The organism is Pseudomonas persica (assembly GCF_900291015.1).
GTDB lineage: Bacteria > Pseudomonadota > Gammaproteobacteria > Pseudomonadales > Pseudomonadaceae > Aquipseudomonas.
On sequence record NZ_OLKL01000007.1, the window covers coordinates 1 to 26,095 of the forward strand.

The 26,095-nt window shown below is 62.4% G+C and carries 20 protein-coding genes and 1 pseudogene; 11 read left to right on the forward strand and 10 right to left on the reverse strand.

Features of this window, described 5'->3' with window-relative positions:
* Positions 1–147: 147 nt before the first annotated feature.
* The 4 genes from FQ664_RS02175 to FQ664_RS02190 form a co-directional block, all read right to left on the reverse strand.
* On the reverse strand, positions 148–1,104 hold the full coding sequence (locus FQ664_RS02175; RefSeq protein WP_144170249.1) for a FecR domain-containing protein: 957 nt from the start codon (positions 1,102–1,104) through the stop codon (positions 148–150).
* Positions 1,101–1,619, reverse strand: a complete 519-nt coding sequence (locus FQ664_RS02180) for an RNA polymerase sigma factor (RefSeq protein WP_144170250.1) — start codon at positions 1,617–1,619, stop codon at positions 1,101–1,103. The genes FQ664_RS02175 and FQ664_RS02180 overlap by 4 nt, the downstream gene beginning before the upstream one ends.
* A gap of 242 nt (positions 1,620–1,861) precedes the next feature.
* Complete coding sequence (locus FQ664_RS02185) at positions 1,862–2,572, reverse strand: 3'-5' exonuclease (RefSeq protein WP_144170251.1); 711 nt, start codon at positions 2,570–2,572, stop codon at positions 1,862–1,864.
* The gene (locus FQ664_RS02190) at positions 2,569–4,506 is read right to left on the reverse strand and encodes a DUF294 nucleotidyltransferase-like domain-containing protein (RefSeq protein WP_144170252.1); all 1,938 of its coding nucleotides are present in this window, start codon (positions 4,504–4,506) and stop codon (positions 2,569–2,571) included. Before FQ664_RS02190 ends, FQ664_RS02185 begins: the two co-directional genes overlap by 4 nt.
* Before the next feature lie 116 nt (positions 4,507–4,622).
* Here FQ664_RS02190 and FQ664_RS02195 point away from each other — a divergent pair.
* Positions 4,623–5,161, forward strand: a pseudogene (locus tag FQ664_RS02195) (response regulator).
* A gap of 139 nt (positions 5,162–5,300) precedes the next feature.
* On the opposite strand, the gene FQ664_RS02200 reads toward FQ664_RS02195, so the two are convergent.
* The gene (locus FQ664_RS02200) at positions 5,301–7,478 is read right to left on the reverse strand and encodes a malate synthase G (RefSeq protein ID WP_144170253.1); all 2,178 of its coding nucleotides are present in this window, start codon (positions 7,476–7,478) and stop codon (positions 5,301–5,303) included.
* 451 nt (positions 7,479–7,929) lie between these two features.
* On the opposite strand from FQ664_RS02200, the gene FQ664_RS02205 reads away from it, so the two are divergent.
* Positions 7,930–8,448 carry a glycine cleavage system transcriptional repressor gene (locus tag FQ664_RS02205; RefSeq protein ID WP_085591348.1) on the forward strand — a complete coding sequence of 173 codons (519 nt, stop codon included), beginning with the start codon at positions 7,930–7,932 and terminating at the stop codon, positions 8,446–8,448.
* A 248-nt stretch (positions 8,449–8,696) separates the two neighbouring features.
* Here the strand turns inward: FQ664_RS02205 and rarD are convergent, their stop codons facing one another.
* The 5 genes from rarD to FQ664_RS02235 all read right to left on the reverse strand — a co-directional run bounded on the left by rarD (position 8,697) and on the right by FQ664_RS02235 (position 15,430).
* The gene (gene rarD / locus FQ664_RS02210) at positions 8,697–9,584 is read right to left on the reverse strand and encodes an EamA family transporter RarD (RefSeq protein WP_144170254.1); all 888 of its coding nucleotides are present in this window, start codon (positions 9,582–9,584) and stop codon (positions 8,697–8,699) included.
* Positions 9,585–9,757: 173 nt separating this feature from the next.
* Complete coding sequence (locus FQ664_RS02215) at positions 9,758–12,196, reverse strand: glycoside hydrolase family 43 protein (protein ID WP_144170255.1); 2,439 nt, start codon at positions 12,194–12,196, stop codon at positions 9,758–9,760.
* A 377-nt stretch (positions 12,197–12,573) separates the two neighbouring features.
* Positions 12,574–13,548 carry a serine/threonine protein kinase gene (locus FQ664_RS02220; protein ID WP_144170256.1) on the reverse strand — a complete coding sequence of 325 codons (975 nt, stop codon included), beginning with the start codon at positions 13,546–13,548 and terminating at the stop codon, positions 12,574–12,576.
* 163 nt (positions 13,549–13,711) lie between these two features.
* On the reverse strand, positions 13,712–14,476 hold the full coding sequence (locus tag FQ664_RS02225; protein ID WP_144170257.1) for a TOBE domain-containing protein: 765 nt from the start codon (positions 14,474–14,476) through the stop codon (positions 13,712–13,714).
* 222 nt (positions 14,477–14,698) lie between these two features.
* Positions 14,699–15,430 carry a ComF family protein gene (locus tag FQ664_RS02235; protein WP_144170259.1) on the reverse strand — a complete coding sequence of 244 codons (732 nt, stop codon included), beginning with the start codon at positions 15,428–15,430 and terminating at the stop codon, positions 14,699–14,701.
* An 89-nt stretch (positions 15,431–15,519) separates the two neighbouring features.
* Here FQ664_RS02235 and bioB point away from each other — a divergent pair, with 89 nt between their 5' ends.
* The 9 genes from bioB (at position 15,520) to FQ664_RS02280 (ending at position 26,088) form a co-directional block, all read left to right on the forward strand.
* Positions 15,520–16,578, forward strand: a complete 1,059-nt coding sequence (gene bioB, locus FQ664_RS02240) for a biotin synthase BioB (RefSeq protein WP_144170260.1) — start codon at positions 15,520–15,522, stop codon at positions 16,576–16,578.
* Position 16,579: 1 nt separating this feature from the next.
* Positions 16,580–17,752 (forward strand): 8-amino-7-oxononanoate synthase, encoded by a 1,173-nt coding sequence (gene bioF / locus FQ664_RS02245; protein WP_144170261.1) that lies wholly within the window; start codon positions 16,580–16,582, stop codon positions 17,750–17,752.
* Positions 17,745–18,476, forward strand: coding sequence for an alpha/beta fold hydrolase (locus tag FQ664_RS02250; protein WP_144170262.1), 732 nt, complete (start codon positions 17,745–17,747; stop codon positions 18,474–18,476). The genes bioF and FQ664_RS02250 overlap by 8 nt, the downstream gene beginning before the upstream one ends.
* Positions 18,469–19,287: a malonyl-ACP O-methyltransferase BioC gene (gene bioC / locus FQ664_RS02255; RefSeq protein WP_144170263.1), complete on the forward strand. Its 819-nt coding sequence runs from the start codon at positions 18,469–18,471 to the stop codon at positions 19,285–19,287. The genes FQ664_RS02250 and bioC overlap by 8 nt, the downstream gene beginning before the upstream one ends.
* Positions 19,288–19,297: 10 nt before the next feature.
* Positions 19,298–19,978, forward strand: a complete 681-nt coding sequence (gene bioD, locus FQ664_RS02260; RefSeq protein WP_144170264.1) for a dethiobiotin synthase — start codon at positions 19,298–19,300, stop codon at positions 19,976–19,978.
* A 231-nt stretch (positions 19,979–20,209) separates the two neighbouring features.
* On the forward strand, positions 20,210–20,506 hold the full coding sequence (locus FQ664_RS02265; RefSeq protein ID WP_144170265.1) for a pyrroloquinoline quinone biosynthesis protein PqqE: 297 nt from the start codon (positions 20,210–20,212) through the stop codon (positions 20,504–20,506).
* A 290-nt stretch (positions 20,507–20,796) separates the two neighbouring features.
* Entirely contained in the window at positions 20,797–22,602 is a 1,806-nt protein-coding gene (locus tag FQ664_RS02270) for a phenylacyl-CoA dehydrogenase (RefSeq protein WP_144170266.1), read from the forward strand.
* Between the two features lie 300 nt (positions 22,603–22,902).
* A complete protein-coding gene (locus tag FQ664_RS02275) occupies positions 22,903–24,186 on the forward strand; it encodes a GGDEF domain-containing protein (protein WP_144170267.1) in 1,284 nt (427 codons plus the stop codon).
* Between the two features lie 123 nt (positions 24,187–24,309).
* A complete protein-coding gene (locus FQ664_RS02280; RefSeq protein ID WP_144170268.1) occupies positions 24,310–26,088 on the forward strand; it encodes an acyl-CoA dehydrogenase C-terminal domain-containing protein in 1,779 nt (592 codons plus the stop codon).
* Positions 26,089–26,095: the final 7 nt, after the last annotated feature.

Genomic DNA, 26,095 nt, shown 5'->3' on the forward strand with positions numbered 1-26,095 from the left:
TGTGCCTGGAGATTGCTGAAAGAGGCCGAAGACGGTTCTACTGAGAAATTGCCTTCGGCCATAGAATCTCCCACAGGGGCCGCGCAGGTTTTGAACCTGGTGCAATCCTGTGGGAGCGGGTTTACCCGCGAAGAGTCCGGAACAGGTTTATCTGGGCACCACGGTTACCCACCACTGGGTATGCCGCTCGATCTTCACCGGCAGTGCCGGCACCAGCGACGCCAGCGCCAGGTCGGTGTCGGTCAGCGGGAAGCTGCCGGTCACGCGCAGGTCGGCGACTTTGTCGTCTACCCCGAGGTAACCGCGGCGGTACTGGCCGAGCGCGCTCAGCAGGTCGCCCAAGCGCACGTTGTCCACCACCAGCATGCCGCGGGTCCAGGCGTCGGCACCGGCGGGTACCGCGCCGATTCGGCCGAGGCCGTTGGCGTTCATCAGCACCTGCTGGCCTTCGCGCAGCACCTGTTCGTCGCCACTGTTCAGCGGCATGGCGGCGACCGAGGCTTGCAGCACCTCCAGGCGCGTGCCGTCGTCCTCACGGCGCACCAGGAAGCGCGTGCCCAATGGGCGCAGGCGGCCATCGTCGGTGCGGACCAGCAACGGACGTGGGTCCTGGTGGCCGGTATCGACCGAGATCTCGCCCTGGTGCAGTACGATCACCCGTTGCTCGTCTGCGTAGTCGATATCCACGGCAGTGTGGCTGTTCAGGCTCAGCAAGGTGCCGTCTTCCAGGCGCAGGGTACGCAGTTCGCCGGTGGCGGTGCGCTGGTCGGCCAGCCAGTAACTGGGGGCCAGCGATGGTGCGCCGGCCCAGGCCAGCAGCGAGCCCAGTAGAAACATGCCGGCCAGCCCGCCGCCGACCTTGCCGATACGTCGGCGCAGGCCGACGCGCGATTGTAGCAGGGCCTGGCGTGCCGGCCCGGCAGCGGTGCTGACGCGCTGGTCCATGGCGCCGAGTTGATGCCAGGCGCGGGCATGCTCTTCGCTGGCGGCATGCCAGCGCATGAATTCGCTGCGCTCATCAGGTGTGCCGCTGCCATTGTCGAGGCTGAGTTTCCAGGCTATGGCGGCTTCCAGCACCCGGGACGAAACCGGTGCACTGCTCACGTCGGTTCTCCGTACAGGGCCACGTAGCACTGGCGCATGCCCTGGGCGATGTACTGGCGCACCCGCGACACTGAAACCCCCAGGCGCTCGGCGATTTCGGCATGACCCATGCCGTCCAGGCGATTGTGCAGGAATGCTGCGCGGGCCTTGCTCGACAGCTTGCCGAGCAGGCGATCGATGGCCTGGAGGTCTTCGAGGATCAGGTGCTGTACTTCCGGGGACGGTTGTTCGGCTTCCGGCATCAGTGCCAGTTCGGCCAGGTAGGCCTGTTCCAGCGCGGCACGGCGGAAGTGGTCGAACATCAGGCCCTTGGCCACGGCAGCCAGGAAAGCCCGGGGCTCGCGGGGCGTGAGCAGTTGCTCACGGCCGAGTAGGCGCACGAAGGTGTCCTGGCTCAGGTCTTCGGCACGTTGGCGGCAGGCCATGCTGCGTTGCAGCCAGGCAAGCAGCCAGCCGCGATGGTCGCGGTACAGCGCACCGACCAGATCGGCGTGTGGGCTCTGTGCAGAAGACAAGCAGCGTCCCCCTGGAACGTATGCATTAACTAACGATAATTATTCGCGATTGTTGCAGAGGGGAAGGGCTGGGTGCAATGGACGCTTATCGGATGGCCATCATAAGGTCATGCAGATGTTCTGCCTGTGCTGGCCTCTTCGCGGGTAAACCCGCTCCCACAGGATCTCCAGGGCTTCAAAGGCAGTGCAGTCCTTGTGGGAGCGGGTTTACCCGCGAAGAGGCCAGCAAGGGCAGCGCAAAGTTACAGGCCGTGATTGTGCACCTTGCGCCGGCGCCACCCGCGCAAGCGCTGCTCCAGCTGCAACGGGCTGTCCAGCTGCTGGCGCCGGGCCTGGCTGAACAGGATCAGCGCCAGCTCGGCGGTTACCAGGGCATCGGCGCTGGCATGATGGCGCTCCTCCACCTGCAGGCCAAACCGCGCCACCCAGTCATCCAGCCCGGCCTCGCGCAGCACTGTGTCGGGGTTGAGCATCGGCGCCAGCTCGGCAACATCGAGGAAGGGCGACTGCAGGCGATAGCCCAGGCTTTCCTTCAGCGCCCGGCCCAGCATGCGCTGGTCGAATGGTGCATGGAACGCCAGCACCGGGCTATTGCCAATGAAGTCGAGCAAATCGAGCAAGGCCTCGGCCGGGTCGCAACCGGCAGCCAGGGCGCTCGGGCCCAGGCCGTGGATCAGCACGCTGGCGTTGGTCTTCTGCAAAGGTCGGTGCAGGGTGCGTTCGAACTGTTGGGCAAAGTCGATGGCGCCATCTTCGATGGCCACGGCGCCGATCGACAACACCTGGTCCCGGCTGGGGTTCAGGCCGCTGGTCTCCAGGTCCAGCACCACCCAGCGCTGCTCGCGCAGTGTACACACACCCAGCGGTGCGGCCTTGGGCAGCCGGGCCAGGCGCTGGCGCGCGGCATGGTCCAGTTCGGGCGCGTTGGGGCGCAGCCAGGCAAACAGGCTCATAGCTGGTACCGCAAGGCCAGGCTGCTTTGCAGGCGCTGGGCCTGGCGCAGTGACTCGCGCAGGATGCGCCGGTCCAGGTGGTTGAGGCTGTCCGGGTCCAGGCGGTTGGAATAGGGCAGGTTGTCGCGGGTCTGGCGCTGGTGCTGCTGCATGCGGGTTTGCTGAATGAAGTGGTAGGCCTCCTCATACGCTGCGCCGTCCAGTGCCTCGATCACACCCTTGGCCACCAGCTGGCGCAGGCGTTCCAGGGTATTGCAGGCACCGATGCCGTTGGCCAGGGCCAGCAACCGGGCACCATCGACGAAGGGGGTCAGGCCCTGGACCTTGAGGTCGAGCGTGGCGGCCTTGTCGTTGCCCTGGCGGGTCAGCACGAACTCGCGCAGGCGACCCACCGGTGGGCGCTGGCGCAGGGCGTTGTCAGCCATCATGCGCTGGAAGATGCGGTTATCGGCCACCTGGTCGAGCAGGCCCTGGCGCAGCTGCTCGCAGCCTTGCTCGTCGCCCCACACCACGCGCAGGTCGAAATAGATGCTCGAGCCCAGCAGGTTCTCCGGGCTGGCTTCGCGGACAAAACCGGCAAAACGCCGCGCCCACTCACTGCGCGACAGGCACAGCTCGGGGTTGCCGGCCATGACGTTGCCCTTGCACAGGGTGAAGCCGCACTGGGCCAGGCACTGGTTGATGTATTGCGCCAGCGGCAGCAGGCGGGCACGGATGGCGTCGGCTTCGGCGCTGTCGGCGGCCTCGAAGAGGATGCCGTTGTCCTGGTCGGTGTGCAGGGTCTGCTCACGGCGCCCTTCGCTGCCAAAGCACAGCCAGCTGAACGGCACGCCCGGATCACCGCGTTCGGCCAGCGCCAGCTCGATCACCCGGCACACGGTGTGGTCGTTGAGCAGGGTGATGATCTGGGTGATCTGCGTGGAGGACGCGCCATGGGCCAGCATACGCTCGACCAGCTGGCTGATTTCGCCGCGCAGCGAGACCAGGGTATCCAGCCGGGGCGCATGGCGGATGGTACGTGCCAGGTGCACCAGGTCGACCCGTTGCAGGGAGAACAGGTCACGCTCCGAGACCACCCCGCACAGGCGCCGGTTTTCCACCAGGCACACGTGGGCGATATGCCGTTCGGTCATGGCCATGGCCGCATCGAAGGCGCTGGCCTGGGGGCTGAGGTAGAACGGCTGGGCGGTCATGTGCCGCTTGATCGGCGCGCCCAGGTCGGCATCGGCCGCGGCCACCACCTGGCGCAGGTCGCGCAGGGTGAAGATACCGGTGGGGTAGCGCTGCGGGTCGACCACCACGATGCTGCCAACCTGCTGCTCGTGCATCAGCCGCACGGCGTCGCGCAGCGGCGTGTCGGCGCTGCATACCACTGGGTGGCGCATGGCCAGCTCACCTAGCTGCGTGTTCAGCGAATACTGGGTGCCGAGGGTTTCCACCGCACGCTGGCGTACCTGCTGGTTGACCTGGTCGAGCAGGCTGCTGACCCCGCGCAGGGCAAAATCCCGAAACACTTCCGACATCGAGAACACGCGGATGAACGCAGCCTTGTTCAGCTGCAGGCAGAAGGTGTCCTCCCCGGCCAGGTGCTCGGTGCGGGTCGCCCGCTCGCCGAGCAGGGCAGCCAGCGGGAAGCATTCGCCGCTGGTGATTTCGAAGGTGGTCTCCACACCCGGCTTGACCAGGTGCTGGCGCTCGCCGACCACCCGGCCCTGCTTGACGATGTAGAAGTGCTCGACCGGCCCGTCGGCAGGTTTGACGATGCTCTCGCCGCTGGCATAGAAGCGCAGCTGGCACTGTTCGACCAGATAGGCCAGATGGCTGTGTTCCATCTGGTTGAATGGCGGAAAACGCTGCAGGAACTGCAGGGTGCCCTGGATGTTCTGCAGCACTGCCGTCCTGCCCGCCTGGCTGTAGGCGTCCTTTTTGCTCATGAAACTGACCGTATCGCTGTGCCGAACTATATATCTATGTATATAGGTGCCGACCATGTTGTTCTCTGCCTCCATGGTCGGCTTGCGGCGGGGTGGTGCCCATTGGACGTAAGTCTATGAGCGCCCCTGTCAAAGACCCGACAAAAGGCGAATCGGGTTACGCAAGTTCTGCAGTCCTAATGCTGAAGCGGATTTTTTTGACGAGATGAGCATGCCAGAGCAACACGACATCCTGAGCGACGCCGAGCGCGAGGCATTGGCCGTCGTGAGTGCGCCTGTGGCAGTCAAGCCGCTGGTGCTCGTGGTAGATGACAATGCGGCGAACCGTGAAGCGTTGATCCTGTACTTGAAAAGCCGGGGGATCGACTGCGTTGGGGCGGATGGGGCCGAGGAGGCCAGGCTGTACCTTCATTATCAGCCGCGCATCGGGTTGATGATTACGGATTTGCGTATGCAGCCGGAGAATGGCCTGGACCTGATTCGCAAGGTTCGTGAATCAGAGCGGGCAGCGTTGTCGATCATCGTGGTGTCGGGCGACACCGATGTGAAAGAGGCGGTGGACGTGATGCACCTGGGGGTGGTGGATTTCCTGTTGAAACCGGTCGATCTGGACAGGCTGCTGCAGTTGGTGAAGAAAGAATTGAAGATCGATTAGGTGAGGAGCCTGTTCCGGCCTCATCGCCGGCAAACCAGCGCCCACAGGGAGCGCACAGCGTTTGAGGCCTGTGCAGTCCCTGTGGGCGCTGGCTTGCCGGCGATTGGGCCGCAAAGCGGCCCCCTGTCGCAGATGTCGCTTACAAGCCGTTACGCGCCTTGAACTCGCGGCGACGGCGGTGCAGTACCGGCTCGGTATAACCGTTCGGCTGCTTGCCACCTTCCACCACCAGCTCTACCGCCGCCTGGAACGCGACGTTGTCGTCGAAGTTCGGTGCCATCGGGCGGTACAGGGCATCGCCAGCGTTCTGCTGGTCAACCACTACAGCCATGCGCTTGAGGCTTTCCAGCACCTGCTCCTGGCTGACCACGCCATGGCGCAGCCAGTTGGCCAGCAGCTGCGCCGAAATACGCAGGGTGGCACGGTCTTCCATCAGGCCGATGTTGTTGATGTCCGGCACCTTCGAGCAGCCCACGCCCTGGTCGATCCAGCGCACCACGTAGCCGAGGATGCCCTGGGCGTTGTTGTCCAGTTCGTTGCGGATCTCTTCGGCCGACCAGTTGGTGTCGGTGGCCAGCGGGATGGTCAGGATGTCATCCACCGACGCCGGAGCGCGCGAAGCCAGTTCACGCTGACGCGCCTGTACGTCCACCTTGTGGTAGTGCAGGGCGTGCAGGGTGGCGGCGGTCGGCGATGGTACCCAGGCGGTGTTGGCACCGGCCAGCGGGTGGGCGATCTTCTGCTCGAGCATGGCTGCCATCAGGTCGGGCATGGCCCACATGCCTTTGCCGATCTGCGCACGGCCTTGCAGGCCGGTGGCCAGGCCGACGTCGACGTTGTTGTTCTCGTAGGCACCGATCCACTTCTGGTTCTTCATGGCGCCCTTGCGCACCACGGCGCCGGCTTCCATCGAGGTGTGGATTTCATCGCCGGTGCGGTCGAGGAAGCCGGTGTTGATGAACACCACGCGCTCGGCTGCAGCCTTGATGCACGACTTGAGGTTGACCGTGGTGCGGCGCTCCTCGTCCATGATGCCGACCTTGACGGTATTGCGCTTCATGCCCAGCAGGTCTTCGACCTGGCTGAAGATCTCGGCGGCGAAGGCGACTTCTTCCGGGCCGTGCATCTTCGGCTTGACGATGTACACGCTGCCGGTCCGGGTGTTCTTGCGGCTGGTGTTGCCGTTGAGGTTGTGCAGGGCGATCAGGTTGGTGAACAGGCCGTCCTGGATACCTTCGGGAATTTCATTACCCTGGGCGTCGAGGATCGCCGGGTTGGTCATCAAGTGGCCAACGTTGCGCACGAACAGCAATGAACGGCCATGCAGGGTCACGCTGCCACCGTTGGGCGCGGCGTACTCGCGGTCCGGGTTCATGGTGCGGGTGAAGGTCTTGCCACCCTTGCTGACGTTTTCGGCCAAGTCGCCTTTCATCAGGCCCAGCCAGTTGCGGTAGACGACCACCTTGTCATCGGCGTCGACGGCGGCAACCGAGTCTTCGCAGTCCATGATGGTGGTCAGCGCCGATTCCATCAGGATGTCTTTCACGCCGGCGGCGTCGGTGCTGCCTACCGGGGTGCTGGCATCGACCTGGATTTCGAAGTGCAGGCCATTGTGCTTGAGCAGCACGGCAGTCGGCGCGGCGGCATCGCCGTGGAAGCCGATCAGCTGGGCGTCGTCACGCAGGCCGCTGTTGCTGCCGCCTTTCAGGGTGACGATCAGCTTGCCGCCTTCGATGCGGTAGCCGGTGGCGTCGACATGCGAGCCGGCGGCCAGTGGCGCGGCTTCGTCGAGGAAGGCGCGGGCGAAGGCGATGACCTTGTCACCACGCACCTTGTTGTAGCCCTGGCCTTTCTCGGCGCCGCCTTCATCGCTGATGGCATCGGTGCCGTACAGCGCGTCGTACAGCGAACCCCAACGGGCGTTGGCGGCGTTCAGGGCGAAGCGGGCGTTCATCACCGGTACGACCAGCTGCGGGCCGGCCATGTGGGCAATTTCTTCGTCCACGTTCTGGGTGGTGGCCTGGAAATCGTCGACCTGGGGCAACAGGTAGCCGATTTCCTGGAGAAATGCTTTGTAGGCTACGGCATCAAAGGTCTGGCCTTGGCGTGCCTGGTGCCAGGCGTCGATCTTGGCTTGCAGCTCGTCGCGCTTGGCGAGCAGGGCTTTGTTCTTTGGAGCGAGGTCATTGATGATCTTCTCTGCACCGGCCCAGAACTGCTCGGCGACGATGCCGGTCCCGGGGATGGCTTCGTTGTTCACGAAGTCGTACAGGACCTTGGCGACCTGAAGGCCACCGACTTGAACGTATCCAGTCATTGCTTGCCTCACTCTGCTCAGCTATTTCGCTCTTCTGTATTAAGCCTGTAGCGCTTCTCTAAACACGGCACCAGTGCATGCCCCCGAGTAAAGCCCCGAGCGCGGCTGGGTGCGGCCTGCCAGACCTGCTGGCAGACAGTGTGCGTATTTTCACAGGCGCCTTGGCAGACATCCAAACGACGTTTTGTAGTCCGCGCCACGGGATACTACATGAAGCAGTAGGCGGGGCAAAATCAGACTAAAAGCGCCGTTATGCGACCCGTTGGTCGCGTATGGTCACGCTGGGAGTGAGTATGTTCGCAAAAAACAGGTGGATTGTTCCAGATAAATCTCGAAACAGTACACGATTGGTTGTGCAGATTGCCCTGCGGCAGGTTGCCGCGCCTTGCCTATACTGAGTCGATCCCCCGATTTTCTACCGCCCGGCGCGGACCGACACGAGGAAGGGCCTGTGGATCATCTTGTACTGACTGTGATTGCCCCTGACAAGGCAGGCCAGGTCGAACGCATTGCCCAGTGCATCGCCGACCACAGTGGCAACTGGCTGGAAAGCCGTATGTCGCGCATGGCCGGGCAGTTTGCCGGCATTCTGCGGGTGGCGGTGCCAGCGGAAAATTACGACGAACTGGTGGCCTCGCTGCAGGGGCTGGTTCGCTATGACATTCGCGTGCTGATTGCCGAGAGCGGCATCGAGCCGTCGTGCACCTGGAAGCCGATTGCCATGGAGTTGGTAGGGAATGACCGGCCGGGGATCGTGCGTGACATTACCCGCTTGCTGGCGGACCTGGGGGTGAACCTTGAGCGGTTTACCACAGAGGTGCGGCCGGCGCCGATGAGCAGCGAGCCGCTATTCCATGCCGATGCCTTGCTGGCTTTGCCGCTGACCCTGTCGCTGGAGGACTTGCAGCAGAAACTGGAGAGCCTGGCAGACGACTTGATGGTGGAGTTGAAGCTGCGGCCGGAGGATTGATCCGAAATTGCCGGGGCCGCTTCGCGGCCCCCTGCGGTTATCCCGATATCACGGGGAAGGCCCTGTGGATAACCTGGGGGTGTACCTCTCCAGCCCAATAACTGCGTGCCTTCCACAACTTTGCTCAAAAAACGCTCAAAAATCAGCAGCTTGTGCACAAAGCACGGGGACGAGGGTGTGGATAACCTTTGGAGATGTCTCTGCAGGCCACGAACCACAAGGCCTGCAGAATTATGATCATTTTTTGCTCAGCTACGCTTGCGCAAACTGAGCCACGCATCGACGCTATAGATTGCCAAGCCTGCCCAGATGAACATGAACGCCACCAAGGTGCTGGACGACAAATGCTCGTCGAACAGCAGTACCGCCTGCAGCAGCACCAGGGTCGGCGCCAGGTACTGCAGGAAGCCCAGCGTGGTGTACGGCAGGTGCCGTGCGGCAGCGTTGAAGCACACCAGCGGTACCAGTGTCACCGGCCCTGCGGCCATCAACCACAACGCTTCGCTGCTGGTGTAGAACGCGCCCTGGGCACTTGTCGCCGCCGGGTGCAGCAACAACCAGCCAAGCGCCAGCGGTACCAGCATCCAGGTTTCCACCACCAGGCCCGGCAGCGCCGCCACCGGCGCTTGCTTGCGGATCAGCCCATAGAAGCCAAAGCTCAGCGCCAGCACCAGCGATACCCACGGCAGGCTGCCCACCTGCCACACCTGCTGGGCCACTCCCACGGCGGCCATGCCCACCGCCAGCCATTGCAGGCGGCGCAGGCGTTCGCCAAGAATCAGCATGCCCAGCAGCACATTGATCAGCGGGTTGATGTAGTAACCCAGGCTGGCCTCGAGCATGCGGCCGTTGTTCACCGACCACACATACGTCAGCCAGTTACCAGCGATCAGTGCCCCGCTGAGGGCGAGGATGCCCAGCCGGCGCGGGTTGTCACGCAGCTCACGCCACCAGCCGGGGTGTTTCCACACCAGTAGCAGCAGCGAGCCGAACAGTGCCGACCACAGCACCCGGTGGACAATGATCTCCACCGCCGGGACGCTCTGGATCGCCTTGAAGTACAGGGGGAACAGGCCCCAGATGATGTAGGCGCTGAGGCCCAGTAGGTACCCGCGACGCGGGTTTGCGGCGTGCATGCAGAATCCTTGCTTAGGTAGCTAAATAAAGCGCAGGGCTATTTCAGCACAGGTTGGCGGGTTGTGCTGACACTTGTGCAACGCGATAACCAGGACCTGCTCCTGGTTATCGGTGTCTATGGTGCTTTGGAACCGGGCAATGACCGCTGCATCAATCATCGCCGGCTGCGGGACTACCGGCTGGCGATTGCCTTGGCTTCATCAGGCGCATGCAGCGCCAGGAATTGTTCAGCGTCGATGAAGGGAACTGGCAAGATCATGCTGGCGTATTGAGGGATGAACTGCGTGTCGTGAATGGCCACGATAACGGCGTACTCTTCTGGCTTGTTCGGATCTGGCGAGTAAACGCCCTCCTTGATCGTGCCGTTGCCGACACGTACATGCCAGGACGTTTCATCCTCCGGAATTTGTATCTCTTTACCGGTTTTGTTTTTCACCCAGAATTCGAGTTTTACGCCAGTGCCATGTGCTTTCGCGACTAGCCAATATGCACCTTCGACTTCGACGGGTACAAGTATATCGACGACCTTTTGGCTATTGCTGCTGCTGACAACCACTTGGCTATGACGCATCACCAGGTCGACTTCGGGCATGCCTTCTTCCCATTCCGGAATTTCTGCAGCGCTGGGGGCAAAGTAGCGTTTAGGTGCCTGAGCCAGTGGGTCGGGTGTAGGCTGATCTCCAAGTTTTCCAAGCCCTTCGACCTTCCAGTCGATTGCTTGTCCGTTCATCTCGCCCGCGATGATGTCGCCGTAGGCCCCAACATTGACGGTCGTGATCGATGGGTAGACATTGACACCCGTTCGCAGCACGCTCACCAGTGTATGAGAAACTTCAGTGCCCTTCCTGGCCGTAACGATGACCTTGATGTGGCTGTCTTTGAACTGGTTTGCCGCAGGTGCCTTGTAGACCCCTGTGTTTTCGTTAATCTCACCTTTCAGGTCATCACCGGTGTAATCAGGGAGGTGCTGTACGCTCCATACTACTCCTTGAGCAGCAGGTTCGGTCTTGAAGGCTATCGATTCACCAGGTAGCGCGCTGGTTTCACCATTGTTGATCGGTTTGCTGTCACCCCTGGCAATTATGAACTTGTTACGGTCAGGCGCCAATTGACCAGGCGTGATGAAGTCATTGGGCTGGTGTAAACTGTCGATCCAGATCTGTGAATTGCGGAACAACAGTGACGACATGACAAAGGTGTCTATTTCCATGTTTAAAGAGGTCATGAACTCGTACATCTGATTGAATCCGGAATAGATGGACGCGCTGACCTGATTATTAACTGTGCCGTCCGGCATGCTGATGACATGCATGAAGTCCAACAGTTTGCTGCTTAGATTTGGCTTGAATTCATGTTGTCGTGATCCATCCTTGACAAGTTTGATTTTGCTTCCGCTGTCAGAGCTGTCAAGTTCGAATCTGTATTTTTGACGGAAACGCCAACTGGGGGAGGCAGTAGCATTGGCTGTTTGGCCGTCATAGGTTTTAAGATCAAAATTTATAGTGGTGTTTGCCCTGAAGTCTAGGGTAATGCTGTTGTCCATGATCTCCAGGAATAGTGCGTTGTTTTCATCAAATGATGAAGGTGAGGTCCATCGGGGATCGTTGGCTTTGATACTGCCCAAGCTGTTCTCCGCATTAATGATGTCAAATAGAACATCTCCTTTGGCGTGATAGCGATGTTTGTCACCAAGTGTTACATTGAATTCTAACTCGAATCTGCTTCCAGGAAGTTTTGTTATTGCCGAACCGACAATGGCCAGCCCCAGGAAATCGGTATTGACAAGCATGTTTGCGCTGTAGCCATCTGGTAAAAGATAAGGGAGCTTATAGTTTTCATCTGGTGGGGAAGCATCTTCACTATCAAAGCCTTCCAGTTCGACAAATAGCACAACTGCACCATCACCAAAACTTTCCGTGTTTCTAAGCTTCGATCCAGGTGCACCATGGGTGCGGATTGCAAACCTGTGTGGTTTCAGGTCAGAACTCTCCGAATGGGCAATCTGACCCAATGTGTACTCGATCCGACTCTTCTTTCCTGGGTCGATGGATATGGCATCGAAGTATTGTTTGAAATGCTGGCCGAGCTTGTCGATTTCAAACTGCGTTACGCCGCCATGAAACTCATAATTTTTACCAGCAGTAAACTGGAAATAGACTCTGCCTTCATCTGAAACTTCTCCGAACGTACTTTTCAGTTCAATGTCAAATACAAGAGACGGACCATTGACAGGCGTCGCCTCCGCCAATCGGGTCACGCGCCTGCGTGTGCTGCCGACCGGTTGGCTTAGCTGAATCTGCTTACCCCGCACGGTTCGCATCATCAGCACGGCTTTGGAGCCACTGAGGTCTGCATTTTCAAACGATAGCCTAGGCTCATCCAGGCAAAAATCGTTAAGCTGGTGATAGGAAACACCGGGTTCGATATCAACCTCACTATTCATCGGGTCCAGAAAAAGCCCGCCCGAATAACGTTCGATAAACTCTTGTTTTAGTACGTGGTTTGCGGTTTCCTTATCGAAAGCCACGATTATCGGATAGCCGAAATTTTTTCGAGCCTTGCTCAGTTCTGTTAAAAGCTCTTCTAGAGACTGTTGCGTCGAGTTGTTCATGAATAAGAAGCCTTGAGTGGATTTGATGATGTCAGCGAAGCACTGACCTGGATTGTCGTACTGATGCGTAGTGAGTTATTTGTCGCGCTCGCGTTCGCGCGCCTCGCGTGCGATGGATTTGGCGTGCGAAGTGAAGCTACCAATTGCAGAGGTATCTCAGAGCAGAGAACCCGTTCAGTAATGGCGAAGTCAGGTCGACCCGTTACTGATTTTCCTATACTGGTTGGAGTGTTTTTACACTCAGCCTTCGACCTTGCCTACTGGCAAAAATACTAGGTTGAGGCTGTATGGAAGTTGCAGGACAGGGTGCCGGTATGTCGCCTACCGGCTGGCGCGTTACGCTGTGTCTGTCAGCTATATCTTTTCTGCTGCAAGGCCTAGAACAACTTCAGCGGCGGTTCATCCAGCGCAGCCATCTGCTCACGCAGGGCGAGAATCTGGTCGCCCCAGTAGCGAGGCTGGCCAAACCAGGGGAAGCTGGGCGGGAATGCCGGGTCATCCCAGCGCCGTGCCAGCCAGGCGCTGTAGTGCAGCTGGCGCAGGGCGCGCAGCGGCTCGATCAGGGCCAGCTCGCGCGGGTCGAAATCGTGGAACTCGTTGTAGCCGTCGATCAGCTCGGCCAGTTGCCCCAGGCGCTCCTCGCGGCTGCCAGCCAGCATCATCCACAGGTCTTGCACCGCCGGGCCCATGCGGCAGTCGTCGAGGTCGACCACGTGGTACACCTCGTCGCGGTGCATCAGGTTGCCGGGGTGCAGGTCGCCGTGCAGGCGGATTAGCTGGTGCGGCGTGCGGGCGTAGATGTCCTCCACGCGCTTGAGCAGGTCGCGCGCTACGGATTCGAACGCTGGCAGCAGCTCGCGCGGGACAAAACCGCCGTCCAGCAGGGTGCGCAGCGAGGCATGGCCGAAGTTGTCCACAGCCAATGCCTCGCGGTGCGCGAACGGTTTGCTGGCGCCCACGGCATGCAGGCGCCCGAGCAGTTGGCCGAGGCGGTAGAGTTGGTCGAGGTTGCCCGGCTCCGGGGCGTGGCCACCGCGGCGCGGAAACAGGGTAAAGCGGAAGCCCTGGTGTTCGAACAGGGTGCGGCCTTCGTGCTGCATTGGCGCAACCACCGGTACTTCGCAGTCGGCGAGCTCGGCTGTGAAGGCGTGTTCTTCGAGGATGGCCGCATCGCTCCAGCGGCCTGGGCGGTAGAACTTGGCAATCAGCGGTTGTGCATCTTCGATGCCCACCTGGTAGACGCGATTCTCGTAGCTGTTCAGTGCCAGCACCCGGGCATCACTGAGAAAGCCAATGCTTTCCACGGCGTCCAGGACCAGGTCGGGGGTGAGGGTGTCGAAGGGGTGAGACATGGTGGCTCCGGGGGTAGGCGGCGTGGGGGCCATGGTACCGCGTTCTACCTATGCCGGCCTCTTCGCGGGTGAACCCGCTCCCACAGGGATGGTGCAGAACTTGAAACCTGCGCTGGACTTGTGGGAGCGGGTTTACCCGCGAACCGCGCGCAGCGCGGCCAGGCTACGCAGGAACCCCGATCAGCACATAAGAGGGATGAAACTGCACCCGCACCGCGCTACCTCCCTCAACTCGCTGCCCAGCCAACCAATCCGCCTCGACAATGGCACAAAGCGTCTGCCCATTACCCAACGCCAGCCTGACCTCACTCGGGCCGTCGACCTCCGCCAGCACTTCCTCCACCGTCGCCCTCAGGCAATTGCTCCCAGCTTCGGCCTCTTCCCCCTCCGCCAGCAACCGTACCCACCCCGCCTTGAGCAGCGCCACCACCATTGTCCCCAGCGTCAGCTCCAGCCGCGCGGTGCTGTCGTGGGTGATCAGCGCGTCAATCTCCAGCCCGCCACCCAGCGCCAGGCTCACCCGGTCATACCGGCCTTCTCGGCGCAAACCACTGACCTGACCCTGCAGCTGGTTGCGCGCACTGGTGCGCAGCATCAAGCGGCCGAGCAGGTCGAGGTCGCTGGATTCTTCGGCTACTTCGAGGATTTGCGCCTGCAGGGCCTGCAGCCTTTGGTACAGGCGCAGTACCCGCTCGCCTTCCGGGGACAAGCGCGCACCACCGCCGCCACGCCCGCCAGTGCTGCGCTCGACCAGGGGCTGGCTGGCCAGGTTGTTGAGCTCGTCGATGGCGTCCCAGGCAGCCTTGTAGCTGATGCCCGCAGCCTTGGCGGCGCGGGTGATCGAGCCTTGTTCGGCAATGTGCTGCAGCAACGCGATGCGCTGCGGGCGGCGGGCGATGTGCTGGGTGAGTAGGGAGGGTAGGGGCATGGGCATCCGGTCGTTTTGGCTGGTAGCCAAGTCTGGATTGAGCAGGGTCAGCTGTCTTGCAAAATCTGCAGGCTTGCCCGGCCCTCTGTGGGAGCGGCCTTGTGTCGCGAAAGGGCTGCGCAGCAGCCCCAGCGATTTTTGTTGTGGCTGAGATCTAGGGGGGCTGCTGCGCAGCCCTTTCGCGACACAAGGCCGCTCCCACAGGATCGCGCCAACTTCGCCTCATACATAGCCAGGCTTGGGCGTACGTGCCAGGCAATACACATCCACCCGCCGCGCCCCGGCCTTGCGCAGCACCTGGGCGATAGCCTGCGCGGTGGCGCCCGTGGTCAATACATCATCGACTATGGCGACATGCTTGCCTGTCAGCTCACCCGTGGCCGCAAACGCCTGGCGTAAATTGCGCTGCCTGGCCTTGGCATCCAGTTGCTGCTGCGCCGGCGTGTCCCGGGTGCGCAGCAGCAGCCGTTCGTCGCAACGTATCTCCAACTGCGCCGCCAGCCAGTGCCCGAGCATGCCAGCCTGATTGAACCCCCGCTCACGCAGTCGACGCCTGGCCAAGGGCACGGGCAACAGCAGGTCAGGGCGCGGCAGGCCTTCGGCAAAGCGGTGCAGCAGCCCATGCCCCAGCAGTTCAGCCATCAAACGCCCCAAAGGCCACTGGCGGTTGTGCTTGAAGCGACTGATCAGGGCGTCCACCGGAAAGCCGAAATGCCACAGTGCAATCACCTGCTCAAAGGCCGGTGCGCGGCGGCAGCACGGGGCGCAGGTCAAGCCGGCCATGGGCAACGGCAGGGCGCAGCGCCGGCACTGGTCGCCCAGCCAGGGCAGCTCCTGCTCGCAGGAGATGCACAGCGGGTAGTGCTGCCCCGCGGGTTCATCACACAACAAACACGATTGGTTAGTAAGTGAGCACTTGTAAACCAGTCTTTTCCAGTGAGGTTGACAGTTCATAGGCCTTCCATGACTATGCGAGCTATCCGTGATGCGCTGGCGGGCTTCCCTGTCCCGGCGCCAGCTTCAGCCTAAACAAGGAAACGCCGATGAGCGCCAGCACAACTGCAACAACACGTCACGACTGGTCCCTGGCCGAGGTCAAGGCGCTGTTCCAGCAACCGTTCAATGACCTGCTGTTCCAGGCGCAGACCGTGCACCGCGCGCACTTCGACCCCAACCGCGTGCAGGTTTCGACCCTGCTGTCGATCAAGACCGGCGCTTGCCCGGAAGATTGCAAATATTGTCCACAGTCCGGCCATTACAACACCGGGCTGGAAAAACAGAAGCTGATGGAAGTGCAGAAGGTGCTGGAAGACGCCGCCCGCGCCAAAGCCATCGGCTCTACCCGCTTCTGCATGGGCGCGGCGTGGAAGCACCCGTCGGCCAAAGACATGCCTTACGTGCTGGAGATGGTCAAAGGGGTCAAGGCCATGGGCCTGGAAACCTGCATGACCCTGGGCAAGCTCGACCAGGAGCAGACCAAGGCCCTGGCCCAGGCCGGCCTGGACTACTACAACCACAACCTCGACACCTCGCCGGAGTTCTACGGCAGTATCATCACCACCCGCACCTACAGCGAGCGCCTGCAGACCCTGGCCTACGTGCGTGATGCCGGTATGAAAATCTGCTCTGGCGGCATCCTCGGCATGGGCGAGTCGCTGGACGACCGCGCCGGCCTGCTGATCCAGCTGGCCAACCTGCCCGAACACCCGGAGTCGGTGCCGATCAACATGCTGGTCAAGGTGGCCGGTACGCCGCTGGCCGAGGAAGAGGATGTCGACCCGTTCGATTTCATCCGCATGCTGGCCGTGGCCCGTATCCTCATGCCCAAGTCGCACGTGCGCCTGTCCGCCGGCCGCGAGCAGATGAACGAGCAGATGCAGGCCCTGGCTTTCATGGCTGGCGCCAACTCGATCTTCTACGGCGAAAAACTGCTGACCACCGCCAACCCGCAGGCCGACAAGGACATGCAATTGTTCGCACGCCTGGGTATCAAGCCCGAAGCGCGTGAAGAACATGCCGACGAAGTGCACCAGGCCGCCATCGAGCAGGCGCTGGTCGAGCAGCGCAGCAGCGAGATGTTCTACAACGCCGCGACAGCCTGAGATGGCCTTTGACCTGGCGGCGCGCCTGGCCGAACGGCGCGCCGCAGACCTGTATCGGCAGCGGCCACTGCTGGAAAGCCCGCAGGGGCCGCAGGTGGTGGTCGACGGCCAGCGTTTGCTGGCCTTCTGCAGCAATGATTACCTGGGCCTGGCCAACCACCCGGAAGTGATCGCCGCCTGGCAGGCCGGCGCCGAGCGCTGGGGTGTCGGTGGCGGTGCCTCGCACCTGGTGATCGGCCACAGCACGCCGCACCACCAGGTGGAAGAGGCGCTGGCCGAACTTACCGGGCGCCCGCGCGCGCTGCTGTTTTCCACTGGCTACATGGCCAACCTGGGCGCCATCACCGCGCTGGTGGGGCAGGGCGACACAGTGCTGCAAGACCGCCTGAACCACGCCTCGCTGCTGGATGGCGGGCTGCTCAGTGGCGCGCGCTTCAACCGCTACCTGCACAACGACCCGGCCAGCCTGGCCAGCCGTCTGGACAAGGCGGTCGGCAATACCCTGGTGGTGACCGACGGCGTGTTCAGCATGGACGGCGACCTCGCCGACCTGCCGGCGCTGGCCGATGTTGCCCGGGCCCGTGGCGCCTGGCTGATGGTTGATGATGCCCATGGCCTGGGTACCCTGGGAGCGCAGGGTGGCGGCATCGTCGAGCATTTCGGCCTGGGCGTGGATGAGGTGCCGGTGCTGATCGGCACGCTGGGCAAGGCCTGTGGTACCGCTGGCGCCTTTGTGGCCGGCAGCGAAGAGCTGATCGAGGCGCTGGTGCAATTTGCCCGCCCGTACATCTACACCACCAGCCAGCCACCGGCACTGGCCTGCGCCACGCTCAAGAGCCTGGAGCTGCTGCGCCGTGAAACCTGGCGCCGCGAGCACCTGGCCGCGTTGATCCGCCAGTTCCGCGAAGGTGCGCAGCAGATCGGCCTGGCATTGATGGACAGCCCGACGCCGATCCAGCCGATCGTCATCGGTGACAGTGCACAGGCCCTGCGCCTGTCACGCATGTTGCGCGAGCGCGGCCTGCTGGTGACAGCCATCCGCCCACCCACCGTGCCGGCGGGCAGTGCGCGCCTGCGGGTGACCTTGAGTGCCGCGCACAGTGAGGCGCAGGTGCAGCTATTGTTGAATGCATTGGCCGAGTGTTATCCACAGTTGGAGAACGCCGATGCGTAATCGCCTTGTACTGCTGCCTGGCTGGGGCCTGGGTACTGCTTCGCTGGAGCCGCTGGCCGCCAGCCTGCGCGCCCAGGACGCCCGCCTGCAGGTAGAACTGATGCCCTTGCCGGAATTGGCCCACAGCGATGTGCAGGCGTGGGTCGACCATCTCGACCGCAAGCTGCCGAGCGATGTCTGGCTGGGCGGCTGGTCCTTGGGCGGCATGCTCGCCAGTGCACTGGCGCACAAGCGCGGTGACCACTGTTGCGGCCTGTTGACCCTGGCGAGCAACCCCAGTTTTGTGGCCCGCGCGGACTGGCCGCATGGCATGGCCGAAGACACCTTCGGCACCTTCCTCGACGGCTGCCGCAGCCATACCCAGGTCACCCTCAAGCGCTTTCGCACTTTGTGCAGCGACGGCGCCCTGCAACCGCGTACCCTGCTGCGTCAACTGGGCATCGGCGTGCCGGACACCGACCCGCTGTACCTGGCCACCGGTCTCGAGGTACTGGCCAGGCTGGATACCCGTGAAGCCTTGCAGGCCTACGGCGGCCCGCAGTTGCACCTGTTCGCCGGCAGCGATGCGTTGGTACCGGCAGAGGCGGCAAAGGCACTGAGCGAGCTGCTGCCCGATGTGGAAGTGGGTCTGGTCGAAGAGAGTTCCCACGCGTTTCTGCTGGAGTATCCGCAGGAGCTGGCGGCGGGCATCAAGAGTTTCCTGCATGAGAGTGGCGATGACTGACCTATCCCGTCCGACCCTGCCTGGTGCGTTGCCCGACAAGCGCCAGGTAGCGGCTTCGTTCTCCCGCGCGGCGGCCAGCTACGACAGCGTGGCTGCATTGCAGCGCGCCGTAGGTTTGAGCCTGCTGGAGCAGTTGCCGGCAGGCTTGCAGCCGTCGCGCTGGCTGGATCTGGGTAGCGGCACCGGCCATTTCAGCCGCATTCTGGCCGAGCGTTTCGCCCAGTCCAGCGGCGTTGCGGTGGATATCGCCGAAGGCATGCTGCGCCATGCCCGCAACGAGCAAAGTGGGGCGCATTACCACGTAGCCGGCGACGCCGAACGTTTGCCGCTGCGTGATGCCAGCGTCGACCTGGTGTTTACCAGCCTGGCCGTGCAGTGGTGCGACCAGTTCGCCTGCGTGCTGGCAGAAGCGCTGCGGGTGCTGCGCCCGGGCGGCGTGCTGGCTTTCAGCAGCCTGTGTGTGGGTACCCTCGATGAACTGCGCGCCAGTTGGCAGGCGGTGGATGGCCTGGTGCATGTGAACCGCTTCCGCCGTTTCGAGGACTATCAGCGTTTGTGCGCCGCCAGCGGCTTCGAACAGCTTGGGCTGCAGCGTTGCCCGCACGTGCTGCACTACCCGGATGTGCGTAGCCTGACCCACGAACTGAAGGCTCTGGGAGCACACAATCTGAACCCTGGCCGGCCTTCCGGGCTTACCGGCCGGGCGCGCATGCAGGGCCTGCTGCAGGCCTATGAGGCATTTCGCCAGCCCGAGGGGCTGCCAGCCACCTACCAGGTGGTCTATGGTGTGTTGCGCAAGCCACAGGCGTAAGGGAGGCGAGATGAGCCAGGCGTATTTCATTGCCGGTACCGATACCGATGTTGGCAAGACCACCATCGCTGCCGGGCTGTTGCATGCGGCACGGTCGCAGGGCATGAGCACGCTGGGGGCCAAGCCGGTGGCCTCCGGTTGCACGATGACGCCGAAAGGCTTGCGCAACAGCGACGCCCAGGCGCTGATCGATGAAAGCTCGATCAAGCTGCCCTACGAGCAGGTCAACCCGTTTGCCTTCGAGCCGGCCATCGCGCCGCACGTAGCGGCGCGCGAGGCGGGGGTGACGCTTGGCGTCTCGGAGCTGTTGGCGGCGATGCGCAATGTGCTGCAACAAAATGCCGACTTCACCCTGATCGAGGGGGCCGGAGGCTGGCGCGTGCCGTTGTCGGGGCAGGCCAACTTGTCCGACCTGGCAATTGCTCTGAAGTTGCCGGTGATTCTGGTCGTGGGGGTGCGCTTGGGTTGTATCAGCCATGCCTTGCTCAGCGCCGAAGCGATTGCCCGTGACGGGCTGCAGTTGGCAGGATGGGTGGCGAACATCATCGAGCCGCGTACTTCGCGCCTGGAAGAGAACCTGGCCAGCCTGGCCGAGCGTTTGCCGGCACCTTGCCTGGGGCGGGTGCCCAAGTTGAAGCAGGCCAGTGCCGATCTGGTGGCTGAGCATTTGCAGCTGGATCTGCTGGATTAGGTTGGTTGCAGGCTCGGCCTATTCGCGGGTGAACCCGCTCCCACAGATACTGCACAACCCTCAATGCCTGTGGAGATCCTGTGAGAGCGGGTTTACCCGCGAATAGGCCCACGCGGATATACCCATGGACTATCAACTGGCACCAGGCCATTAGGGATTTAAACGGGCCTTTTCGCCCCTGGCCTGTTTTAATTGGGCCTGTTCGTCATCCAGCGTCAATGGAGTCCTGACATGGAAATCACCGGTAGCTCCGCCTATTACGCGGGCCTGAGCGCAATCCACACCGGCCAGAACCGCGTCGATCAGGCAGCCAGCCAGATCGCCAACACCAGCGCCGAACGTACCGCCACCAGCCAGTCCAGCGATTTTCAGGCCGAACGCCTGCGCGCGGTCGACCGCAGCCAGCAGATGGACCTGGCCACCAGCACCGTGCAGATGGCCGTGGGCAAACTCGAAGTCGAGCTTGGCGCCAAGGTCGCCAAGGCATCCGACGAAATGCTCGGCCGGATCATCGATACCTACGCCTGATCTCTGGCGTTTTCCTCCTATACCAACGCTCTCCACCGGTGGGAGCGGGTTTACCCGCGAATGCGTCAGCCCAGACAACACTGTTTTCCGGCTGGCCTCTTCGCGGGTAAACCCGCTCCCACGGATGGCCGAGCCGTGTCTTGGCTGATTTGCCATTTTTCGTGGCGCAAATGGCACCATAGTCCATCCTTGACATAACGTGGAGCTAAACGTAAGTTTCAAACAACTGTTTGATCTGCTGCCGCCAAGCGCGGGTCACCTCCACAGAACTCACCTAGAGGTTCATCGCAATGCCTGATTACAAAGCCCCCTTGCGTGATATCCGCTTCGTTCGCGACGAGCTGCTCGGCTATGAGGCGCACTATCAGAGCCTGCCGGGTTGCCAGGACGCCACGCCCGACATGGTCGACGCGATCCTCGAAGAAGGCGCGAAGTTCTGTGAGCAGGTGCTGTCGCCGCTGAACCGTGTGGGTGACCAGGAAGGCTGCACCTGGAGCGAATCGGGTGTGAAGACCCCGACTGGTTTCAAAGAGGCCTACCAGCAGTTCGTCGAAGGCGGCTGGCCGAGCCTGGCGCATGACGTCGAGCACGGCGGCCAGGGCCTGCCGGAGTCGCTGGGCCTGGCCCTGAGCGAAATGGTCGGCGGTTCGAACTGGTCGTGGGGCATGTACCCGGGCCTGTCCCACGGTGCGATGAACACCATCTCTGCGCACGGCACTGCCGAGCAGCAGCACACCTACCTGACCAAGCTGGTATCCGGCGAGTGGACCGGCACCATGTGCCTGACCGAGCCACACTGTGGTACCGACCTGGGCATGCTGCGCACCAAGGCCGAGCCCCAGGCCGACGGCAGCTACAAGGTGTCGGGCACCAAGATCTTCATTTCGGCCGGTGAGCACGACATGGCCGCCAACATTGTCCATATCGTCCTGGCCCGCCTGCCGGATGCACCGGCCGGCACCAAGGGCATCTCGCTGTTCATCGTGCCGAAGTTCCTGCCCAACGCCGAAGGCGGTGTGGGCGAGCGCAACGGCGTGAGCTGCGGCTCGATCGAACACAAGATGGGTATCCACGGCAACGCCACCTGCGTGATGAACTTCGACGGCGCTACCGGTTATCTCATCGGCCCGGCCAACAAAGGCCTGAACTGCATGTTCACCTTCATGAACACCGCTCGCCTGGGCACCGCGCTGCAAGGCCTGGCCCACGCCGAGGTGGCCTTCCAGGGCGGCCTGAAGTATGCCCGTGAGCGCCTGCAGATGCGCTCCCTGACTGGCCCGAAAGCACCGGACAAGGCCGCTGACCCGATCATCGTCCACCCGGACGTGCGTCGCATGCTGCTGACCATGAAGGCCTTCGCCGAAGGCAACCGCGCGATGGTGTACTTCACTGCCAAGCAGGTGGACATCGTCAAGTACAGCCAGGATGAAGAAGAGCGCAAGAAGGCCGATGCCCTGCTGGCGTTCCTGACCCCGATCGCCAAGGCGTTCATGACCGAAGTCGGCTTCGAAGCCGCCAACCATGGCGTGCAGATCTACGGCGGCCACGGCTTCATCGCCGAGTGGGGCATGGAGCAGAACGTGCGCGACAGCCGCATTTCCATGCTGTACGAAGGCACCACCGGCATCCAGGCCCTGGACCTGCTCGGCCGCAAGGTACTGATGACCCAGGGCGAAGCGCTGAAGGGCTTCACCAGGATCGTGCACAAGTTCTGCCAGGCGCAGGAAGGCAACGACGCGGTCAAAGAGTTCGTCGAACCGCTGGCGGCGTTGAACAAGGAGTGGGGCGAGCTGACCATGAAAGTGGGCATGGCGGCCATGAAGGACCGTGAAGAAGTGGGTGCCGCCTCGGTCGATTACCTGATGTATTCCGGCTACGCCTGCCTGGCCTACTTCTGGGCCGACATCGCACGCCTGGCGGCCGAGAAACTGGCTGCCGGCACCAGCGAAGAAGCGTTCTACACCGCCAAGCTGCAGACCGCGCGCTTCTACTTCCAGCGCATTCTGCCGCGTACCCGTACCCATGTGGCGACCATGCTGTCGGGTGCCAACAACCTGATGGATATGGACGAAGAAAACTTCGGTCTGTCGTACTGATCCTACCGCTGTAAGCGGAACCCGCCTGCCTTCACCGGCAGGCGGGTTTTTTGCATTTTGGGGCCAGGCGCAATTCCCGTGTTTTACCCGATCCCTGTGGGAGCGGGTTTACCCGCGAAGAATGCGACGCGGTATATGGCACCGGCTTCGCCGGTATTCGCGGGTAAACCCGCTCCCACACCGATCGCGTGCAAGGCGGAATTTCGTGTTCACTTCAACCGCAAATTCAACTGTTCATGTGCACTGCCGATGAAGTAAGGGCACAATGCCACTATTGATCTGCCGGGTTGGAGATTACCCTTGTTTCGTCTTAACGCTGTTCGCGCAAGCCACTTCCTGCCGTCGCTGTTCTTGTTGCTGGCAGGGCTCGCCGCAGCCTATGTGAGAGACCTCAGTGTCTTTTTCACTTCGCTGTTCAACGTCCTCCCCACTTTGGTCCTGTTGCTTGGCGGTGCCTACTGCGCGGTGTACCGTCGCCAGCGCGAGCTGTTCCTGATGCTCACGGTGTACATCGCCTACTACCTGCTCGACACCCAGACCGACTTCTACCGTGACCATGGTCGCGTGCGCGAGGACGCGGCGGTGATCTTCCACCTGGTGTGCCTGCTGCTGCCCGCCCTGTTCGGGCTGTATGGTGCCTGGCAGGAGCGCACCCATCTGCTGCAGGACCTGGTCGCCCGTGGCGCCGTGCTGTTTGCCGTCGGCAGCGTGGCGGTGGCCCTGGAGCAAAGCTACCCCGAGGCGTTGCTGACCTGGTTGGCGGAAATCCGCTGGCCAACCTTGCATGGCCAGTGGATGAGCCTGATCCAGATGGTCTACCCGCTGTTCCTCGGCGTGTTCATCCTGCTGGTGGTGCAATATCTGCGCGCGCCACGGCCGTTGCACGCTGCGCAGGTGACGGGCTTGCTGGGCATCTTCTGGATGCTGCCGCAAACCTTCATCCTGCCGTTCACCCTGAACATCATGTGCAGCCAGGTAATGCTGATGATCGCCGCGGCGGTGGCGCACGAGGCCTACCAGATGGCCTTCCGCGACGAACTGACCGGCCTGCCGGGGCGCCGTGCGCTGAACGAGCGCATGCAGCGCCTGGGGCGCAACTATGTGATCGCCATGACCGATGTCGACCACTTCAAGAAATTCAACGACACCCACGGCCACGACGTCGGCGACCAAGTGCTGCGGCTGGTCGCCAGCCGCCTGTCCAAGGTTACCGGCGGTGGCCGGGCCTACCGTTATGGTGGCGAAGAGTTCGCCCTGGTTTTCGCCGGCAAGAGCGCCGAGGAATGCGTACCGCATGTGGAGGCCGTGCGCGAAGTGATCGCCAACTACGTGATGCACCTGCGTGACCAGCACAACCGCCCGCAGGACGATACCGCCGGGCGCCAGCGGCGGGCGGGCAGCAGTGCCGGCACGGTGTCGGTCACCATCAGCATCGGCGTGGCCGAGCGCCAGGCCGATCATCGTAACCCCGAGGCCGTGTTGAAATCCGCCGACCAGGCGCTGTACAGCGCCAAGGGCGCGGGGCGCAATTGTGTCATGGTGCATGGGCAACAATCGCAGCGTGGGGCAGTGCGCACGGCGTGACCGTAATTGACTATTCAGTCTAGTGATGACCCTATGTCTCGTAAAAGTTGTTCGGTTACACTGCCTGTAACCCAGTGTCGCGGTTCCCCGAGACCGCCCCGACCCGACTAGCGAGAGGTTGTCATGGCTGAATATAAAGCGCCCCTGCGCGACATGCGCTTCGTACTGAATGAAGTCTTCAACGTGGCCGAGCAGTGGGCGCAGTTGCCCGCGCTGGCCGAGGTTGTCGATGCCGACACGGCCATGGCGGTGCTGGAAGAGGCTGGCAAGGTCACAGCCAAATCCATTGCGCCGCTCAGTCGCGCCGCGGATGAAGAGGGCTGCCACTGGGACAATGGCGCAGTGCGCACACCGGCCGGTTTCAGCGAGGCCTACGACACCTACGCCGAAGGCGGTTGGGTGGGCGTGGGCGGCGACCCGCTGTTCGGCGGCATGGGCATGCCCAAGGTCATCTCGGCCCAGGTCGAGGAAATGGTCAACGCCTCCAGCCTGTCCTTCGGCCTGTATCCGATGCTGACTGCCGGCGCCTGCCTGTCGATCAATGCTCACGCCAGTGAAGCGCTGAAGGAAAAATACCTGCCCAACATGTACGCCGGCGTGTGGGCCGGCTCCATGTGCCTGACCGAGCCGCACGCCGGTACCGACCTGGGTATCATCCGCACCAAGGCCGAGCCCCAGGCCGACGGCAGCTACAAGGTCAGCGGCACCAAGATCTTCATCACCGGTGGCGAGCACGACCTGACCGAGAACATCATCCACCTGGTGCTGGCGAAGCTGCCTGACGCACCGGCAGGGCCGAAAGGCATTTCGCTGTTCCTGGTGCCGAAGTTCCTGGTTAACGAAGATGGCAGCCTGGGTGCACGCAACCCGGCCACCTGTGGCTCGATCGAGCACAAGATGGGTATCCAGGCTTCGGCCACTTGCGTGATGAATTTCGACGAAGCGGTCGGCTACATCGTCGGGGAGCCGAACAAGGGCCTGGCGGCCATGTTCACCATGATGAACTACGAGCGCCTGGGTGTTGGTATCCAGGGTCTGGCCTCGGCCGAGCGTTCTTACCAGAACGCCGTGGAGTACGCCCGCGACCGCCTGCAGAGCCGCGCCCCGACCGGGCCGCAAGCCAAGGACAAGGCGGCCGACCCGATCATCGTCCATCCGGACGTGCGCCGCATGCTGCTGACCATGAAGGCGCTGATCGAGGGTGGCCGTGCCTTCTCCAGCTACGTGGCCATGCAGCTGGACAGTGCCAAGTACAGCGAAGACGCCAGCGTGCGCAAGCGCAGCGAAGAGCTGGTGGCACTGCTGACGCCGGTGGCCAAGGCCTTCCTCACCGACCTGGGCCTGGAGTGCGCGGTGCACGGTCAGCAGGTGTTCGGCGGGCATGGCTACATCCGTGAATGGGGCCAGGAGCAACTGGTGCGCGATGTGCGTATTACGCAGATCTACGAAGGCACCAACGGCATCCAGGCCCTCGACCTGATGGGGCGCAAGGTGGTGGCCAGTGGTGGGGCGTACTACCGGCTGTTCTCCGACGAGATTCGCCAGTTCATTGCCAGCGCGGGTAGCGAGCTGGATGAATTTGCCAAGCCGTTGGGTACTTGTCTCGATCAACTCGACGGGCTGACCGAGTGGGTGCTGGAGCAGGCCAAGGGCAACCCGAATGAAATCGGCGCGGCGTCGGTCGAGTACCTGCATGCCTTTGGTTATGTCGCCTATGCCTACATGTGGGCGTTGATGGCGCGGGCGGCCAAGGCGGGTGAGGGGGACGAGGCGTTCTACTCGGGCAAGCTGGGCACGGCGCGATTCTACTTTGCGCGGTTGCTGCCGCGGGTGGATTCGCTGGTCGCCTCGGTTAAGGCGGGGAGTGAGTCGCTGTATCTGCTGGATGCCGAGCAGTTCTGACGCTTTT

Bases quoted from the DNA above. Each gene is read 5' to 3' on its own strand.
- FQ664_RS02190 (WP_144170252.1), bottom strand. From the start codon at position 4,506: ATGAGCAAAAAGGACGCCTACAGCCAGGCGGGCAGGACGGCAGTGCTG.
- FQ664_RS02215 (WP_144170255.1), bottom strand. From the start codon at position 12,196: ATGAACAACTCGACGCAACAGTCTCTAGAAGAGCTTTTAACAGAACTG.
- FQ664_RS02185 (WP_144170251.1), bottom strand. From the start codon at position 2,572: ATGAGCCTGTTTGCCTGGCTGCGCCCCAACGCGCCCGAACTGGACCAT.
- bioD (WP_144170264.1), top strand. From the start codon at position 19,298: ATGAGCCAGGCGTATTTCATTGCCGGTACCGATACCGATGTTGGCAAG.
- FQ664_RS02200 (WP_144170253.1), bottom strand. From the start codon at position 7,478: ATGACTGGATACGTTCAAGTCGGTGGCCTTCAGGTCGCCAAGGTCCTG.
- FQ664_RS02270 (WP_144170266.1), top strand. From the start codon at position 20,797: ATGCCTGATTACAAAGCCCCCTTGCGTGATATCCGCTTCGTTCGCGAC.
- FQ664_RS02280 (WP_144170268.1), top strand. From the start codon at position 24,310: ATGGCTGAATATAAAGCGCCCCTGCGCGACATGCGCTTCGTACTGAAT.
- bioB (WP_144170260.1), top strand. From the start codon at position 15,520: ATGAGCGCCAGCACAACTGCAACAACACGTCACGACTGGTCCCTGGCC.
- FQ664_RS02265 (WP_144170265.1), top strand. From the start codon at position 20,210: ATGGAAATCACCGGTAGCTCCGCCTATTACGCGGGCCTGAGCGCAATC.
- FQ664_RS02250 (WP_144170262.1), top strand. From the start codon at position 17,745: ATGCGTAATCGCCTTGTACTGCTGCCTGGCTGGGGCCTGGGTACTGCT.
- FQ664_RS02220 (WP_144170256.1), bottom strand. From the start codon at position 13,548: ATGTCTCACCCCTTCGACACCCTCACCCCCGACCTGGTCCTGGACGCC.
- rarD (WP_144170254.1), bottom strand. From the start codon at position 9,584: ATGCACGCCGCAAACCCGCGTCGCGGGTACCTACTGGGCCTCAGCGCC.
- bioC (WP_144170263.1), top strand. From the start codon at position 18,469: ATGACTGACCTATCCCGTCCGACCCTGCCTGGTGCGTTGCCCGACAAG.
- bioF (WP_144170261.1), top strand. From the start codon at position 16,580: ATGGCCTTTGACCTGGCGGCGCGCCTGGCCGAACGGCGCGCCGCAGAC.
- FQ664_RS02235 (WP_144170259.1), bottom strand. From the start codon at position 15,430: ATGAACTGTCAACCTCACTGGAAAAGACTGGTTTACAAGTGCTCACTT.
- FQ664_RS02225 (WP_144170257.1), bottom strand. From the start codon at position 14,476: ATGCCCCTACCCTCCCTACTCACCCAGCACATCGCCCGCCGCCCGCAG.